General features: G+C 43.5%; 14 protein-coding genes and 4 pseudogenes. 9 read left to right on the top strand and 9 right to left on the bottom strand.

Features of this window, described 5'->3' with window-relative positions:
* Window positions 1-69: 69 nt before the first annotated feature.
* Window positions 70-249, top strand: a complete 180-nt coding sequence (locus BM329_RS15120; RefSeq protein WP_339351302.1) for a type II toxin-antitoxin system Phd/YefM family antitoxin — start codon at window positions 70-72, stop codon at window positions 247-249.
* A 133-nt stretch (window positions 250-382) separates the two neighbouring features.
* Here BM329_RS15120 and BM329_RS13155 read toward each other — a convergent pair whose 3' ends face one another.
* The 4 genes from BM329_RS13155 to BM329_RS13140 are packed head-to-tail and all read right to left on the bottom strand — an operon-like array spanning window position 383 to window position 4470.
* On the bottom strand, window positions 383-1660 hold the full coding sequence (locus tag BM329_RS13155; protein WP_092553989.1) for a F390 synthetase-related protein: 1278 nt from the start codon (window positions 1658-1660) through the stop codon (window positions 383-385).
* Entirely contained in the window at window positions 1657-2463 is an 807-nt protein-coding gene (locus BM329_RS13150) for an MBL fold metallo-hydrolase (protein ID WP_092553986.1), read from the bottom strand. Before BM329_RS13150 ends, BM329_RS13155 begins: the two co-directional genes overlap by 4 nt.
* Before the next feature lies 1 nt (window position 2464).
* Window positions 2465-3475 carry an NAD-dependent epimerase/dehydratase family protein gene (locus BM329_RS13145; protein ID WP_092553983.1) on the bottom strand — a complete coding sequence of 337 codons (1011 nt, stop codon included), beginning with the start codon at window positions 3473-3475 and terminating at the stop codon, window positions 2465-2467.
* Window positions 3472-4470: a 3-oxoacyl-[acyl-carrier-protein] synthase III C-terminal domain-containing protein gene (locus tag BM329_RS13140; RefSeq protein ID WP_092553980.1), complete on the bottom strand. Its 999-nt coding sequence runs from the start codon at window positions 4468-4470 to the stop codon at window positions 3472-3474. Before BM329_RS13140 ends, BM329_RS13145 begins: the two co-directional genes overlap by 4 nt.
* A gap of 607 nt (window positions 4471-5077) precedes the next feature.
* Between BM329_RS13140 and BM329_RS15250 the strand changes: the two are divergent.
* Window positions 5078-5173 (top strand): annotated as a pseudogene (locus BM329_RS15250) (phosphorothioated DNA-binding restriction endonuclease); the annotation flags it as partial.
* Window positions 5174-5580: 407 nt separating this feature from the next.
* Here BM329_RS15250 and BM329_RS13130 read toward each other — a convergent pair.
* Window positions 5581-6026 (bottom strand): annotated as a pseudogene (locus BM329_RS13130) (IS110 family transposase); the annotation flags it as partial.
* A gap of 91 nt (window positions 6027-6117) precedes the next feature.
* Between BM329_RS13130 and BM329_RS13125 the strand changes: the two are divergent.
* From BM329_RS13125 to BM329_RS13100, 6 genes and pseudogenes are all read left to right on the top strand, one after another.
* Window positions 6118-6720 (top strand): annotated as a pseudogene (locus tag BM329_RS13125) (TIGR03747 family integrating conjugative element membrane protein); the annotation flags it as partial.
* Between the two features lie 190 nt (window positions 6721-6910).
* Complete coding sequence (locus tag BM329_RS13120; RefSeq protein ID WP_092553995.1) at window positions 6911-8341, top strand: DNA cytosine methyltransferase; 1431 nt, start codon at window positions 6911-6913, stop codon at window positions 8339-8341.
* A gap of 9 nt (window positions 8342-8350) precedes the next feature.
* Complete coding sequence (locus tag BM329_RS13115; protein ID WP_092553971.1) at window positions 8351-8824, top strand: very short patch repair endonuclease; 474 nt, start codon at window positions 8351-8353, stop codon at window positions 8822-8824.
* Window positions 8817-10061 (top strand): type II restriction endonuclease, encoded by a 1245-nt coding sequence (locus BM329_RS13110; protein ID WP_092553968.1) that lies wholly within the window; start codon window positions 8817-8819, stop codon window positions 10059-10061. Before BM329_RS13115 ends, BM329_RS13110 begins: the two co-directional genes overlap by 8 nt.
* A gap of 131 nt (window positions 10062-10192) precedes the next feature.
* Window positions 10193-10498: pseudogene (locus BM329_RS13105) on the top strand (integrase core domain-containing protein); the annotation flags it as partial.
* Window positions 10495-11406, top strand: coding sequence for an IS4 family transposase (locus BM329_RS13100; RefSeq protein ID WP_092553965.1), 912 nt, complete (start codon window positions 10495-10497; stop codon window positions 11404-11406). The pseudogene BM329_RS13105 and the gene BM329_RS13100, both read left to right, overlap by 4 nt.
* 48 nt (window positions 11407-11454) lie before the next feature.
* Here BM329_RS13100 and potD read toward each other — a convergent pair whose 3' ends face one another.
* From potD to potA, 4 genes are read right to left on the bottom strand one after another with little or no spacing between them, the layout of a single operon-like run.
* Window positions 11455-12510, bottom strand: a complete 1056-nt coding sequence (gene potD, locus BM329_RS13095) for a spermidine/putrescine ABC transporter substrate-binding protein PotD (protein ID WP_092553992.1) — start codon at window positions 12508-12510, stop codon at window positions 11455-11457.
* A gap of 56 nt (window positions 12511-12566) precedes the next feature.
* Complete coding sequence (potC, locus tag BM329_RS13090; RefSeq protein WP_092553962.1) at window positions 12567-13346, bottom strand: spermidine/putrescine ABC transporter permease PotC; 780 nt, start codon at window positions 13344-13346, stop codon at window positions 12567-12569.
* On the bottom strand, window positions 13343-14203 hold the full coding sequence (gene potB / locus BM329_RS13085) for a spermidine/putrescine ABC transporter permease PotB (RefSeq protein WP_092553959.1): 861 nt from the start codon (window positions 14201-14203) through the stop codon (window positions 13343-13345). The genes potC and potB overlap by 4 nt, the downstream gene beginning before the upstream one ends.
* Window positions 14187-15302, bottom strand: a complete 1116-nt coding sequence (gene potA / locus BM329_RS13080; RefSeq protein WP_092553956.1) for a spermidine/putrescine ABC transporter ATP-binding protein PotA — start codon at window positions 15300-15302, stop codon at window positions 14187-14189. Before potA ends, potB begins: the two co-directional genes overlap by 17 nt.
* 523 nt (window positions 15303-15825) lie before the next feature.
* On the opposite strand from potA, the gene BM329_RS13075 reads away from it, so the two are divergent.
* Entirely contained in the window at window positions 15826-16146 is a 321-nt protein-coding gene (locus BM329_RS13075; protein ID WP_092553953.1) for a heavy metal-binding domain-containing protein, read from the top strand.
* Window positions 16147-16517: the final 371 nt, after the last annotated feature.

Genomic DNA, 16517 nt, shown 5'->3' with positions numbered 1-16517 from the left:
GTGGAGAGTCAGGCGACCCCAGATTAAGCCGCTATCGCGTTTTACGCCTTATATTCCCGCCCTCATCGGGTGAGGGTTTACGGCGAAATTGCTAAAACTCTGGATAAAGTGAACGATGACCACCAACCCGTGATGATCACTCGTCAGAATGGTAAGCCAGCAGTTGTACTCAGTTTGGAGGATTTTCGGGCCTATGAAGAAACGGCTTATTTGATGGCAAGCCCTAAAAATGCCGCACGCTTAAACTAGCTATTACTGAAGTAGAAAGTAATAAAATCCTTAAAAAAGGCTTATTCCAAAATAAAAACGCGCAATCGGCACCTCTGGTATGATTGCGCTATTGCAAGCAATTATATTCCAAGCCTATTTAAATACTCCCAAACTACGCCTTTTTCCTGATAATCCGACGGCGTTTATTAAACAGATCCGGCGATATCGTCTGTGATACACACTGCCATTCGATTTTATCGACATCGACACCTTGTTTAGCAAAATAATCAGTCAATGCAAACTGGCATTGTTGCAGGATAGCAATATCACAATCGCCTTCCAGACGCAGCGATAAACCTGCCTGAGTCAGTCTATAATCGCTCGTCAGTGGCAAGGTATTGGCAATAATCCGTGAACAAGGATCAGCAAAAATACTGACGTTTTCTCCATTATGCGCAGGCAAAACCAACTGATCATCACTGCGTCCTTCAATGCGCTCTATCGCCAGTGCCGGATTACCACAAGTGCATGGCGTTTTCTTTATCACCAAAATATCATCAAGCTGATAACGCACAATAGGCTGGGTTTCCCGCGTAAAATCCGTGATGATGGGATTAAAGCGCGATTCATCGATCCATTTTGGCTCAATATGGAGAAATTCCTCATTAAGATGCAGCGTTCCATGCGGGCAAGTACACGCCAAAAAACCTTCCGTCGCCTGATAGATTTCACCGACTTCCTTAAATACACTCTGCAACAATTGGCGATCTTGCGGTTCCAGTACTTCTGCTACTGAAATCACTTTAGCCGGTGACAATGACACTTCACCTTGCTGGATCTTCAGTGCCAACCCGCGCAACACTTGGGCAGGGGCAACAACGATAGTCGGCTGGTATTCCACCAGCGCTTGTACCTGCTGATTAAAATCCGCGAACAAATCAAAAAACCGGAAAGATATCCAACGGTTCTGAACGCTATCGTAAAGATTGTTTCCCGCCCGCAAAAAAAGTGCGATTCGTTCACCGTGAAATAAGCCATTCGGCAGTATTTTGGCAAGCATGGTTCCTGCCCAGATATTCCGCTCTTTAGGGCTGATAACGAAGATACCCCGCTGCCCTGATGTGCCTGATGACATGCCAACGCTGAACTTGCCAACCGTTGGTTTGAAATCCCGTGATTGTTCACTTAATCGTGCACATTCCAAGAGTTCGTCGCGCTTAAGCCCCGCTGTATTCATCTGATCGAAGTTTTCCATCATGATGGTTTTGTTCATCAATGGATATTCTGCCAACGGCAAATCACCGTAAGGGGCAAAATAAGGGCTTTTGGTCAAGGTATTGTGCCGAAATGCCGCCAGCTCTTTTGATTGGTGCTGCTCAAGTTGTTGACGATGGGTGAATTTCCACTGTTTCTTGGCGCGCCAATAGTACCAGAGCGTTTTGAATATCATTCCAAATCTCCCTCATGACATAGCTGGATGGGAATTTGCTTTTGGTCAATCTGATGTAATTTATTCAATGTTTCGTAGTAAGCATGGCTGTCATCCATAATAATATTGGCTAATTTTGCCGGTCCACGCCGCTCACGATAGTTAGTTGGTGACCATGCAGCGTCACCTGCCAGCAATACCCAACCCTGCTCGGTCAATACACACAGGCCAATATGCCCTGCCGCATGACCGGGTAACGGCACAATAACTATCTGTTTCTGGCTCTCTGGCACGGCATAACCTTCACCCAATACTGCCAACTCTTCCGGTAGAGAACAGATTTCAAACCCTTCATAGAAACTGACTCTGGATTCAAAATTTTCCGGAATTAATCCCCGTACAAACGCCCGCGTCAATGCAGAAATACCGCGTAAATGACGCGTTTGCTGCCAGCCTTCCCCGGAACATATAAATTTGGACTGCGGAAAATCCCGTAGTCCGGCAATATGATCACCGTGAAAATGAGAAATGATGATGCCATCAATATCATGTGGTTGGATGCCGTCTTCTTTTAGCTGCATCACCAATGAATCTTTGGTATCAAAGTAGACAGGCGTGACCATTCGGTACAGCCGGATGATGCCTGTGCGAGTATGATCGTAAAAATGGCTGGCATACCCTGTATCAAGCAACCATCGTTTGTCATTGCATTCCAGCAGCCACGCACGGGCAGGGAAATTACAGATACGAAAACTGGCACCTTTCAGTGCCATGCAGCCGGGATGAGTGCAATATCCCACTTCAAATACACGCATCTTGACCATGTTAACCAACCTGCTTATCTATCTGCTTTAACCAATTGGCTGTGAAATGAATCCCTTCTTCTATGGTATAAACGGGCGTATAACCCAGTTCATCCCTTGCCTTTGAGTTATCCAGCGTCATGGAGTAATAAGCAACTCCAATGCCGTAGCGAGTAAGGAGCGGCTCTTTCCGGCTGATAATGGCAATACCTTCCAATATCGCTGCAATCCCATACAAAAGTGAATAAGGCAATGATTTTATCCGATAACCGAACTGCATCTCGTCAAATAGCAATCTTAAAGTCTTCGCCAATGGCTGTGGCTGCTGATTGGTGATGTTATATACCGCCCCGCTTTGTAGCCCTTCACGATGTGTTGCCAATGACATGGCATGAACAACATTCATTACGTAAGTGAGATCCAGCGTATTCTTCCCACCCGCAGGCAAAGCCATAACTCCCTTGCTGGCCTTAACCTGAGCCATCAGACGTGGCAACAATACTCTGTCATGCGGGCCAAATAATCCACGGGGACGCAGAATAATATAAGTTGTCGCAGGATAGTGCCGAATAAGCTGGAGTATGCTCTCCTCAGCCAGAAACTTCGTTCTGGCGTAATCATTAACAAAATTCTGGCTGCGTTGATCTTCGGTAACATGTTGTTGGTGCGAAAAGTTAAAATACACAGCAGGTGTAGATATATGCACAAACCGCTTAATACCACATATTCCCGCCGCCTGCGCCAACATGCACGTCGCAGTCAGATTGATACGTTCAAATTCATCAGGATTGCCCCACGGCGATGATTTGGCGGCACAATGCCAGACCGCGTCACAATCTGACATCAGTTCAACAGCTTCATCCACTGTTAACGTCGCCAGTTCAGCACAGCGGAATTCTGCTCCCAGCTGGGACAATACTTCTCCTGCCCGTTTATCACGCCCGGTTGCCACAACCGTTTCACCGTGTGCTAATAGATAATCCACGGCATTACGCCCTAAGCCACTTGTTGCTCCAGTTACAAGAATTTTCATGGTTTAAGAATCATCTCACTTAATGAAAGCCCCGCCGCCATACCAAGCAACATCACATAATCTCGTCCGTAATAACGATCTGTAATAATTGCTTCATGAAGTGCACTGGGGATTGAAGCAGCAACCTGATTACCGCGATAACGGTAGATATTTACAAACCTTTCATCCTTGATATTCAGCCGCTTGCGAATATGTTCTAACCCCAGATGGCTGGCTTGATGAGGGATCACTGTATCAATCTCAGACATAGTCAGATCGGTGCTGGCAAGTACACGCTCAGTAAAACCTTCAATTAATGAAGCCGTCATTTTAAACAAAGGCTTACCCTGCATCTGGAACAGGAAGTCACTATCTTCCATTCCTGTACGGAGATTCTTGCGAGTTCCGCCGGCACGAATCTCACATAACTCCAATCCTTCCGGGTAGGTTTCATGTTTGTAAGTTACAATCCCGCTTTGCCCATCTCCCCTTTCGACAATCATGCAAGCTGCACCATCACCAAAAATCAATGAAGATTCTTGGTGTGACCAATCAATGCCGCGGGAAGGTATTTCCGCAGAAACAATGGCAATACGTCGATATTGTTTGGCTGCCAGCAATCCACTGGCAACATGCAAGGCCGAGATGAAACTGACACAACTCGTATTAATATCAAAACAGGCGGTACCTGCCTTTAATTGACTCTCTTTTAAAATATGTGCAGCAGAATAAGGTAAAGCCTGAATAGGGATTGCAGAAGCAGAAATCAAAAGGTCAATAGAACTCGGTGGAATTTGATGATTTTGTAAAGTCGTATGCAAGGCTTCTACAGCAAGTTTAGCTGGTGGCATTTCATAATCAGAATGATAACGATATTCAATTCCCGAACGTTTTTCGACAAAACCATTCGGTTGATTTAACTTAATATCCAAGTCGGATGAATATACCCTATATTCTGGCAAAGCAGTTCCAGAGGCGATGATCTTTAATGGGATCAATTCTTTTGAGTTTTTCATTTTTTTATTACTTCCGAATGTTAATTTTTTGTTTAAATATATTTTCAGAATATAAAATGAGTTCTGAGTGTAAGGTACGAACAAATTAGTATTTATCAGATAGTCGATTAAACAGAAAGTAAATATTTATGATACATCATATTACTAAAATGAAATACCTGACATAGTTACATGAAAAATAATAATTTTTATCAACTCACCATTTCAATGTTATTAAATTTTTTTAATGAAAAAAAAAGCACCATGAGATTTAATCATCGAACTTGTTGAATTTGTGTGAAATAAAAATCAATATTAATTGACAATTTAACCAAGTTTACTTAATCATAAAAAAATAATTTATTTTAGTTTTAATTTCATCAATGAACAATTAGAACATCTTATAACAGTAAAATATAGCTTAATAATTAAGCTGGTATTCCCAACTTTTTCTCAAATAAAACGTAAATCTCTATTAATAAAATCATATATATTTTAAGAATAAAAAAACTGATATTATTTATCTAAATAATCTGAATTTACTTTTAATAATATCTATACACTTCGTCTTTCAAGATGCAGCGCGTCGACAAGAGAAAGTTCCCAGAAACCTAGCTAACAGGAACTGTTCACCAAAAAGCAAATATACCTTCCCCAAAACAAAGACTATTATCCGTTGGAAAGTTTCATTACGTGGCATCAAGAACCAGTGTTTAAGCAATAATCTACAAAAATTAAAAAGGGGAGCCAAAACTCCTAATACTGCTCGCTTAAGCAAACTAAGATAATTAGCCGATGGAACGGGTATTCCAACTATGTCCGTCCCCATAGTTTCAACGGGGGTATGTCTCCCGTTGAGTACGAAAAACAATGGAAAGCGGCTAAAAATTTGTCCGGAAGTACTTGACCATATATGGACGTCCCCCGGTTGTGCAAGCATTGAATTGATACGGTTTGCGACCATATATCCGGCGTCATTGTGGGCTGAATCACCCGCGCCCTGTTTCCTTATCACTACATAGGTATATGATTACCTTGGTCAAGCACAGGCTATTACAGGACGGTAGCTGTTTTCTCATCAGTGTTTGCAAACTCAGTAAACGTCTTTTTTACCTGAATGTCTGCTGGGATAACGCTCCCCTGTTTGACAAGCAATGCCCGGATTTGATTAACCAGGGCAGTACGCTGTTCTACCATGAGTTGCCGGGCACTGCGCAGCGCTTTGATATCCTGCTGCTCAACCGTTTTGACCGGAACAAAATGAATCCCGGGACGGCAGGCGGTTTCACAGATAGCCAGCGCATCATTGGCATCGTTTTTCTGATTTTTACAGAGTGCCTTGACATACTGAGTCGGAATAAGCCGGACGGCATAGCCCATAGCGTTCTTCCCCAATAATGAGCTCCCTGGCAAGCCTCCATCGCAATAAGGGTATTGGGAGGAAACGCCCGGAGTGTATCCAGCAATTTTTGCCGTGAGACTTTTTTGTTCCAGGCGATAAAGTTATCCGTTAACCAGACACAGACCTGGAAAACATTTTTAGCGAGATCAATACCCACCACTTTGATTATGTTCATGAGAAATACTCCCGAAATGCAATGTATTCAGTATCAAGTTAACGATGACACTGTTTGCAACTGAAGAGGGGACGTCCATCACATCACCACATTTTTCTGGCCGGAACAGGGCACCGCTCACAGTCAGAACATGATGAAGACAGAGCTTAACTATCTCTCCTCAGAATTTACCCGAAGCCTGTTGCTGTCAGAACCCTCACAAACCGTTTCGGCATGGCTGGCACAGGTTTATCAGTGGCTGTTTGTAGACAGTGGTTTTATGAGCTGGGTTCAGAGACAGTCGCAATACCAGTTCAATAGCCGCAATGATTTTATGCGTGAATTCAATACGATATTACAGGTTATATCGGGGCATTTGCGGGAGTATTGGCTGGCCACGGTGTTTATCACGATGGTGACGTTGACCCGGATAGCCATTCTGCTGTTATCCGTCCCCTTATTTATGATGGTGGTGATAGTTGCACTGGTTGACGTGCTGGGACGACGGGATTTGCGGCGTTACGGGGCAGGGTATGAATCCAGTTTTGTTTACCATCATGCCGAATGGGGGATTAAACCGGCCTGCACGGTTCCCTGTGTGTTGTATTTATCGTGGCCGGATGTGGTGTATCCCACGGTGATATTGTTGCCTGCGGCGATAGTGCTGGGCATGGCGATTGTGATAACAACATCCATGTTTAAGAAATATTTGTAAGTGCGCTGGATGCTGGAGTGCAAAACATTTTTTGTTTTGCACTCCAGCGTCAGCAGACAAGCCGCCCCGCGGCGCGTCAGTGATTGTTATACGTATCTGAGACTTCTTTTTTTGTCAGTTTAACTTTATACTGTGTCAATTGAGTGATATTCTTACACTAATATATCCCATTAATTAAATGGTTTTTAATATGAAAGAGTTAGAGTTAATTGCACAAAAACTGATTGCACAAAACGAAGAAGAACAATGCCGGAAAAAGGAAGAAGACAAAGCATTAATAAGTAAACTCGTTGAAATCTATGATCAAAAATATGTTGCTGAGGCACTTCGGGCTATTAGTCATAGCGACTGGACTCGTGAAACACTTAATCGCTGGTTAAATGGTAAAATGGTGCAAAAGCAATTAACTGAACTAGAAGTACAGATGCTTAATAGTTTGTTGCCATCACCGCCTGAACACCATCCGAATTACACTTTTCGTTTTATTGACCTGTTTGCTGGCATTGGTGGGATCAGAAAAGGATTTGAAGACATTGGCGGGCAATGTGTGTTTACCAGCGAATGGAACAAGGATGCGGTCCGTACTTACAAAGCAAACTGGTATTGCGATCCTGAAGAGCATACCTTTAATTCTGATATCAGGGATATAACTCTGAGCTATGATATTTCTGTCAGTGATAAAGAAGCATACCAAAATATAGATCGTGAAATCCCTAATCATGATGTATTACTGGCGGGTTTCCCTTGTCAGCCTTTTTCTCTTGCAGGAGTATCAAAGAAAAATTCATTAGGCCGTGCTCATGGTTTTGAATGTGAAACGCAGGGAACATTGTTTTTTGATGTAGCGCGGATCATTGCTGCCAAAAAACCGGCTATTTTCCTGCTGGAAAATGTGAAAAACCTGAAAAGCCATGATAAAGGGAAAACGTTTCGGGTTATTGTACAGGCTTTGGATGAATTGGGATATTCAGTTGCGGATGTTGAACATACCGGGAAAGATGATCCAAAGATTATTGATGGCCAAAATTTCCTGCCACAACACCGTGAACGTATTGTTTTGGTTGGATTTCGGCGTGATCTTAATATCCACCAGGGATTTACCCTCAGAAATATGAATCAACTTTTTCCTGCGCAAAGACCGGCTCTTAAAGAACTACTGGACAGTAATGTTGATAAAAAATATATCCTTACTCCTGCATTATGGAAATATTTATACAACTACGCGAAAAAACATCAGGCAAAAGGCAATGGTTTTGGTTTTGGTCTGGTTTTCCCTGATAACCCGAATAGCGTTGCCCGCACCTTGTCCGCCCGTTACCATAAAGATGGCTCTGAAATACTTATCGACCGAGGCTGGAACAGAGAGCTTGGAGAGATGGATTTTGACAATGAAGAAAACCAGAAAAACAGACCAAGAAGGCTGACACCCCGCGAGTGTGCACGTTTGATGGGATTTGAATCACCAGGTGGCACAACTTTCCGCATTCCCGTATCGGATACTCAGGCCTATCGGCAATTTGGCAACTCTGTGATTGTTCCTGCTTTTGCTACTATGGCTCAGTTATTGGCACCTTATATTGCCAAAGCAATTGCGCTAAAAAACAGCAAAAAAGTGGCATAAGGTCTGATTATGGCTGATGTTCACTCTTCTGTAATTCGTAGCAAAAATATGAAAGCGATACGAAATTGTGACACAGCCATTGAAATAAAGCTGGCAGCGATCCTTGAAGATACTGGCTTTCAGTTTCGGACACAGGTAAAAGAATTACCGGGGAAGCTTGATTTTGTAATCGATGAGTATCGAAAAATCATTTTCACTCATGGGTGTTTCTGGCATCACCATGATTGCTATCTGTTTAAAGTCCCGATGACCAGAACCGAATTTTGGATGAACAAACTTGGGAAGAATGTATTACGGGATAAAGCTATTAATGAGAAGCTCAGGAGTGATGGCTGGCACGTTATGGTTATCTGGGAATGTGCTATAAAAGGCAGATTCAGATTACCCGTTCAGGAATTATCTGAAAGAATAGAAGAGTGGATTTGTGCAGGTAGTGATTCTGTAGAAATTGATACTAAAGGGATACATAATAAAAATGTTTGAGCAGCTATCTGATCATTTCGAAGTCGCAGTTGCAAAATATCTTTCGGCTGTTGATGTTGATCCTAAAAAATCAAATCAACATGAAATTGGTGGATTGGTCAAAGCAGGATTTTCAAGATATCTTCCCGTTTCCGAACAAGGGGAAAAAATATTTTTTAAGGCAACGCTGACTTATATTGCCGGAGAAGATAGCGAACCGATCATCTGTGAAGATCAATTAACGTGGTACGATACCCGTTATAACCAGCCAAACAGATCGGCTGAATATCGTATGTATTATAAAACGAATCCTGTTTCATCTTTGATGAGCGAAGGTGATTTTTTTCTAATTATTAAACGTAATAATGGCGATTTGCTGATTATTATAACTCCCCCGGGATCTTCAGTTGAATTACAGCTGAATACTTTATTTGGGCTGGGTAATATTGGTCATCATTTTTCCCGATCTTCGATAGAGGAAAAATCGCTTATCCTTCCAGTCAGGATGTTATTTGAAGACCTGGGAATAGAACTTGAAGAACCTGAAAGTAAAAATGAAAATTTACTGGAAACATTATTAAAGCACTTTCCGGCTGGTTTTCCTAAGTCAAAAGAATTTTCTTTGCTGGCAAGGGAAATGGCCTCAGGTGAACCAATAAATGAACCCGATAATACACTGATGCTATGGATGGAACAGGAAGAAAAATTATTTAAAACGTATGAACGTTATGAGGTAGCGAAAAAATTATCGCAGGGATTTGGAGAAAATGGGAATGATGTTGATGAATTTATTCATTTCTCATTGAGTGTTCAGAACAGGCGAAAATCGCGTGCTGGTTTTGCCTTTGAAAATCACCTGGATCATCTTTTCTCATTGCATAATCTGCAATTTCAACAGGGTTCTGCCAAAAATATAACAGAGAATAAGTCTAAACCCGATTTTCTTTTTCCATGTTTTTCTGCTTATCATGATAAATCTTTTCCTCAGGAAAAGTTGCGATTGCTTGGTGCAAAAACGACATGTAAAGATCGCTGGAGACAAGTATTGGCTGAAGGAGACCGGGTGGCGCGTAAGCATCTGATAACGATGCAGCCAGGGATAAGTGAACAACAGTTGGCAGAAATGAAGAGTAAATCACTACAGTTAGTGGTGCCTGAATCTGTTAAGTCACTCTATCCAATATCCTATACCAATGATTTACAGAATGTTATGGAGTTCATTACTGAAATAAAGGAAATCCAAAGATTAACTCAATGACTTTGCAAATGAAACAGCACTGCATTTATGTAAATACCTTTTCTCTGAGGTGACCATTAAGGTGGTCACCATGATCTGCACCTGTCATCCTGCAATGTGTTATATGCCATATTTTTCTTTGTTGTTGTGCTTTTCATAGTGATAGAGGGAGCCAATATACAAGCCAGCAATACCGGGACTTGCTCAGCAGTTATGACATGAGAGCAAGCCAGGGGGATGTCGGGGCGTGTTGGGATAACGCTGTTGTCGAACGTTTCTTTGGCAGTTTGAAACATGACTGGCTCTTCAAAACCCATCATGAAAACCAGGCAGAGATGAAAAAAGATGTATTGGATTATCTGCATTATTACAATTTAACACGATTGCACACGGCCAATAATGATTTAACACCCGTGGAATATGAAATGGCCTTCGTAAAAGTGTCCGATTTTTCTTGAGCAGAACAGTGCCCGAAACGGCGGATAACCAACAACTGGGTTATGCCTCTGGTAAAGCCTCCTTTCCCTCTGTATTGGCGGTGACCCTGATGTCCGCCCGGACGCATCTTATCTCCGATGTGGCATTTGGCCCCATCAGCCAAAGTGAGATTAGCTACGCCCAACAATTGGTGGGCTCTGCCCCCGAAAATACCCTGACGTTGTTTGATCGGGGCTTTCTCTCTGTGGAGTTATTTCAGGTATGGCAAGGGACAGGCAAAAATACCCATTGGCTCACCCCGATAAAAAGCAAAATGCGTTATGACGTCATTCAGGAATACACTCCTTATGACAAACTTATCGATATGCCGGTTTCTCCCCAGGCCCGGCAAACGCATCCTCACCTTGAAAAAAACTGGCGGGCGCGCCTTATTTTGATCCCGGAACCGAAAGGAGAGATTAAAGGGTTTATTACCTCCATGGAATGCCCCGTGACGTATCCTCTCAAAGAGATCTTAACCGTGTATTGGGAACGATGGGAAATCGAAGAAGGTTATGGTGAGCTGAAACAAAGGCAGCTCAATAATACCGCCCTCCTGAGAAGCCAGACACGGTCAGGTATCTATCAGGAATTATGGGGCATACTGATCGCCTACAATCTGGTTCGGCTGGAGATGAGCCGGATGGCAAAGGCCTATCGTGTTGAACCACTTCGGATAAGCTTTATCAATGCGTTACGACTAATACAGGATGAATTTTTATGGTGCTCAGGACGTAGCCCCGGCACGATACCTCAAAAATTAAAAACACTCAGGGAAAATGGTAAGCGATTGATCTTACCTGAAAAGCGAAAACGCCAATCGGTTCCAAGGCAAGTGCTCTGCAAAGCACCACGTTATCCTTATAAAAAAAGAACCGCTCGTGCTTAAGCGAGCGGTATTAGCCAAAACTCCCCCATTATTCAGCTGAATTTAGGATCACTGACCTGCTTTCAGTTTCTGGAAATATTCTTCGTACAAAATATTAGAATTGCCAACATCACTCTGCCATTCTCCTTTTTGGGTCACGGCTTCATCTGGATACAAAGATTGATCTCCCGTCATTGATTCAGGCAGTAGTTTTTTCGCAGCCAGATTCGGAGTCGGGTAACCGATTTTCTCTGCCACTTGTGCCGCGATCTCTGGGCGCAACAGGAAGTTAATCAGCTTCATTGCGCCATCAACATTCTTGGCATTAGCAGGAATAGCCAAACTATCCATCCAGAAAATTCCGCCTTCTTCCGGCCAGATAATCTCAACAGGGGTTCCTGACTGGCGGGCGACATATGCGGAACCCGGCCACATCATGCCCACATCCACTTCACCCTCCATAAATGGATTGGCTGGATTATCAGAATTAAACGCCAGTACGTTTGGCATCAATTCTCTCAGCTCCTGATAAGCCGCTTCAATCTCTTTCGGGTTGGTGGTATTGCCTGAATAACCCAGTTTCAACAACGCCATCTGGAAGACTTCACGGGCATCGTCAGTCAATACTAAACTGCCTTTATACTGCGGTTTCCAAAAATCAGCCCACGATGCAATGGATTTAGGATCAACATTATCACTGTTAACACCAATCGCCGTTGCTCCCCAAATATAAGGGATAGAGTAGTCATTATTCGGGTCAAAAGACTTATGAAGCAAGTTCGGATCAAGATTATGGAAATTGCTCAGTTTGCTTGTGTCGATCTTTTGCAGCATCCCTTCTTTACTCATCTTTGAGATAAAGTAAGTGGATGGAACCACTAAATCATAAGCGCCGTCTTTATAGGTTTTCAGCTTGGTATACATGCTCTCGTTGGATTCGTAGGTGGAATAAATCACCTTAATACCAGTTTCTTTAGTGAACTGGTTGAGCAAACCAGACGGAACGTATTCAGTCCAGTTATAGAAATACAGCGTCCTGCCATCATCATCTGCGGCAGCAGCATTCACCGAACCAATGCTTAATGCCATCATCCCGGCTGCTAATAGACAGAACCACTTTTTCATATTGTTTTTCATGTGGTTTTTCATATTATTTTTCATGTAGTGTTCCCCTTGCAGTTTTAAGACTTACCCGTGCGATCTCGCATCACAAATTGGCTAATCAGTACCAAAACCAGCGACATCAGTAGCAAAATCGCTGCCAATGCGTTTACTTCCGGCGAAACCCCGACTTTTACCATTGAGTAAATCTTCAGTGGCAGGATTTCATAACTCGGCCCCGTCACAAATGAGGAAACAACCACATCATCCATCGACAGGGTAAAGCTCAGCAACCAACTCGCCATCACCGCCGGCATTGCCAACGGCAGGATGATTTTGCGCAGGATGGTTAATTCACCTGCCCCCAAATCACGCGCTGCCTCCAGCATTTTGACGTCAAAATCTTTCAGGCGGGAGTAAACCGTCACGACCACAAACGGCAAGCAAAAAGTGATATGCGAGAACAGCAGAGACCAGAAGCCAAGTGAAATGCCGAGCAGCATAAACAGCACCAGCAATGAAATCGCCATTACGATATCCGGCGACATCATCACGACAAATAACATTCCGCCAACGAACTTTTTACCCCGGAACGAGTAACGATACAAGGCAACCGCAGTCAGGGAACCTATCAGCGTGGCAAACGTAGCGGACGTTACCGCCATCGTCAAAGAGTGCCCCGCAGCTTGCAGCAAGCTGTCATTGGAGAACAACAGGCTGTACCACTCAGTGGTAAAGCCCTGCCAGTTAATGCCAAAACGAGACTGGTTAAACGAGCTTATCAGCAGAATAATAATCGGGATATACAGGTAAGCGTAAACGATGGTCATGAAACCACCGCGCAACAGGCGTCCGATCATTCCAGTTCCACCTTTTTATTCAGCAGCTTCGCCGCACGATAGTAGACGAACAACATCAGTCCCATCACCAGCGTCAGGCAGATACTGGTCGCAGCGCCAAACGGCCAGTCACGGATGTTGAGGAATTGGCTCTTAATCACGTTACCAATCAGCAGATTCTTCGCTCCGCCCATCAGATCAGCTACGTAGAACAGCCCCATCGCAGGCAGCAATACCAACAAACAACCCGCAATAATGCCCGGCATCGTCAGTGGAATGATAATGCGGATAAAGGTTTGTAACTTACCCGCACCTAAATCGCGTGCTGCTTCCAGACAGGATTTATCCAGCTTCTCAATACTGGAATAGAGCGGCATGACCATAAATGGCAGCAGGATATAAACCAACCCCAACACGACAGCTTCGGGGGTATACATGATACGCAGAGGTTTATCGATAATCCCCGCCCACAGCAGAAAATCATTCATATAACCGCGGGTACTGAGGAACATCTTCAAGCCATAAATACGGATTAACGAGTTCGTCCAGAACGGTACGATTAATAGAAATAGCATCAGAGGACGCAGTTTTTTCGGCATACGAGCCAGAAAAAAAGCGAAAGGATAGCCAATCATCAGACAGCACAACGTCGCCACAATCGCCATATTCAGTGAGTGCAGTAACACTTCGGCATACAGCGGATCGAACAACCGTGTGTAGTTATCCAGCGAAAATACCATCTGCACCAGATTAGCATCATCATGAGTCAGGAAGCTGGTTCCGATAATCATCAAGTTCGGCAGAAAGACGAACAGCATCAACCAAGATACTATGCCCGTAATGACAATATTCTGGAACAGTTTACGCGTCTTCTTCATCGACCAGCACAACCTCCCAGCTTTCAACCCAAGTAACAGCGATCTTCTGGTTCAGGGAATGGTCAACATCAGGATCATCTTCATTGAAGAACTCGCTGACCATAACCATTTTGCCATTTTCCATTTCAACAACAGAATCCAGCGTCATACCCTTGTAGTTACGTTCACGCACATAACCAATCAGGCCTGTGACTTGCTCACCGTTATTGATCTCTTCCACGCGCAAGTCTTCCGGGCGCAGCAACACTTTCAGCATTTGCCCTACAGTGACTGGCAGCGTAGTGAAGATATCACATTCGTGACCTTCAACATTGGCGCGTATCCGCTGCTCATCAATGCGATGTAATACTCTGGCATCAAAGATATTGATTTCACCGATAAAGCGGGCGACGAACAGATTTTTCGGCTCTTCATAAATCTCGCGCGGAGAACCATCCTGCTCGATACGCCCGTTACGCATAACCACGATGCGGTCTGACATTACCAGAGCCTCTTCCTGATCATGGGTAACAAAGATAAAAGTGATGCCAAGCTTGCGCTGAAGCGCTTTCAGCTCATTTTGCATCTGCTTGCGCAATTTGTAATCGAGTGCGGACAGCGATTCATCCAGCAACAATACCTTAGGCTTATTCACAACCGCCCGGGCAATCGCCACGCGCTGCTGTTGTCCACCGGAAAGCTGCGCGGGTTTACGCTGGGCAAACTCTCCAAGTTGCACCATGCGTAATGCGTCTTCAACACGCGGAGCAATCTCTTTTTCCGGTGTTTTCTGCATTCGAAGCCCAAAAGCGACATTTTCAAATACGGTCATGTGAGGGAATAGGGCATAACTTTGGAAGACCGTATTAACGTGACGGTGCTCAGCAGGAATATTTGTAATATCCAGCCCTTCCAGTAAAATTTTGCCGCTGTTCGCATCTTCTAGCCCGGCAATCAGACGGAGTACTGTGGTTTTGCCACAACCAGATGGCCCAAGAATGGTCAGGAACTCGCCATCATTGATTGTCAAATCGAGCTGTGAAATAACTTGTTTACCGTCGAAGCCTTTGCTCAAGGCTTTCAATTCCACAAGTGGAGTCAGAGAGGTGTTCTCAGTCATTTATGCTATCATCTATCCCTTGGAATAATGCAGATAGAACCGCCACGGGAAAAGACTGTGTTAGCTGGCAGGAGGCATCATTTCTCCGCTAAAGCTCAAAGCCAGTGGCGCCGATTGAAATTACGAAGCGCGCATAATAAACGCAGTCCGTCCAAATTGAAAGCCGAATCAATGACAATGTGTCATTTTTTATTATCATTTCATGAATAGTAACATTGAAGCACCATTTTGAACCTCGTTTACCTGATTGGGAATAACTTCCTGTTAATTACTTTTCAAGTAAAAACTATTCATCTGACCACACACTGACAATAAAGAAAATGCCATCTGCCCAGTTGCTGATGCCGCTGATGCCCATGAACTTACATGACGCTGGATCTCCCCTGTCCCGAACGCACCAATATATCAGGCAAAATGAGAAAGTATTTAAAATAATTCCGCGGTAATATAACCACCTCAAGTAGCAAATAAGGCAACCTGAGTAACAGGAACAAAGTAATGTAATATCAAATGGAGATCGATAATGAAAAATGCAACAACACCCACATTAGAAGGCCATACCATCACAGATTATCTGGGTGTCGTCACAGGGGAAACGATTCTTGGGGTAAATATTGTGAAGGATTTTTTTGCTGGGATTAGAGACATCGTTGGTGGACGTTCTGGCTCTTATGAAAAAGAATTGAAAAATGCACGAGAAATTGCCTTTGCAGAAATGAATGCACAAGCTCAAGCTTTAGGTGCCAATGCGGTTGTCGGCATTGATATTGACTATGAAACCATCGGCAAAAATGGCGGTATGCTGATGGTTGCCGTATCAGGTACAGCGGTTAAGGTTGCGTAAAGAAAAATAGTACTGAATTTACGGATTAGGCCATCGATTGGGTGGCTTAATTTGTATTAATGTGATTTAAGACACAGAATAACAAAATTTTCTTTTATATTCTAACACCCTATAATATCCACCATACTACTCCATACCAATTAGGTAATAAGTAAGATAGGTAATAAGTAAGATCTTCATTACTGATGGAAGACATATTTATGTTATTCAGATCAAAATCTTTCAGTATTAATAGTTCGGATAATTTAAATTCGTTGAATCGGGTTAAATCCAGTCGTGACTTCTCACCGCCCTATCGGGCGATGCTTCTTATTTCGTTAGCCGTTGCTCGATAGTATCGAGACTGACGCAGCTTCCATAAGCAGAGACGA

It is taken from the genome of Xenorhabdus koppenhoeferi (assembly GCF_900116635.1).
GTDB lineage: Bacteria > Pseudomonadota > Gammaproteobacteria > Enterobacterales > Enterobacteriaceae > Xenorhabdus > Xenorhabdus koppenhoeferi.
This window is presented reverse-complemented; position numbering and strand designations above follow the sequence as displayed.

What these genes read in the sequence shown, in the direction of transcription:
- BM329_RS13155 (WP_092553989.1), bottom strand. Translation starts at nt 1,660, where the DNA reads ATGATATTCAAAACGCTCTGGTACTATTGGCGCGCCAAGAAACAGTGG.
- BM329_RS13150 (WP_092553986.1), bottom strand. Translation starts at nt 2,463, where the DNA reads ATGGTCAAGATGCGTGTATTTGAAGTGGGATATTGCACTCATCCCGGC.
- BM329_RS13145 (WP_092553983.1), bottom strand. Translation starts at nt 3,475, where the DNA reads ATGAAAATTCTTGTAACTGGAGCAACAAGTGGCTTAGGGCGTAATGCC.
- BM329_RS13140 (WP_092553980.1), bottom strand. Translation starts at nt 4,470, where the DNA reads ATGAAAAACTCAAAAGAATTGATCCCATTAAAGATCATCGCCTCTGGA.
- BM329_RS13120 (WP_092553995.1), top strand. Translation starts at nt 6,911, where the DNA reads ATGAAAGAGTTAGAGTTAATTGCACAAAAACTGATTGCACAAAACGAA.
- BM329_RS13115 (WP_092553971.1), top strand. Translation starts at nt 8,351, where the DNA reads ATGGCTGATGTTCACTCTTCTGTAATTCGTAGCAAAAATATGAAAGCG.
- BM329_RS13110 (WP_092553968.1), top strand. Translation starts at nt 8,817, where the DNA reads ATGTTTGAGCAGCTATCTGATCATTTCGAAGTCGCAGTTGCAAAATAT.
- potD (WP_092553992.1), bottom strand. Translation starts at nt 12,510, where the DNA reads ATGAAAAAGTGGTTCTGTCTATTAGCAGCCGGGATGATGGCATTAAGC.
- potC (WP_092553962.1), bottom strand. Translation starts at nt 13,346, where the DNA reads ATGATCGGACGCCTGTTGCGCGGTGGTTTCATGACCATCGTTTACGCT.
- potB (WP_092553959.1), bottom strand. Translation starts at nt 14,203, where the DNA reads ATGAAGAAGACGCGTAAACTGTTCCAGAATATTGTCATTACGGGCATA.
- potA (WP_092553956.1), bottom strand. Translation starts at nt 15,302, where the DNA reads ATGACTGAGAACACCTCTCTGACTCCACTTGTGGAATTGAAAGCCTTG.
- BM329_RS13075 (WP_092553953.1), top strand. Translation starts at nt 15,826, where the DNA reads ATGAAAAATGCAACAACACCCACATTAGAAGGCCATACCATCACAGAT.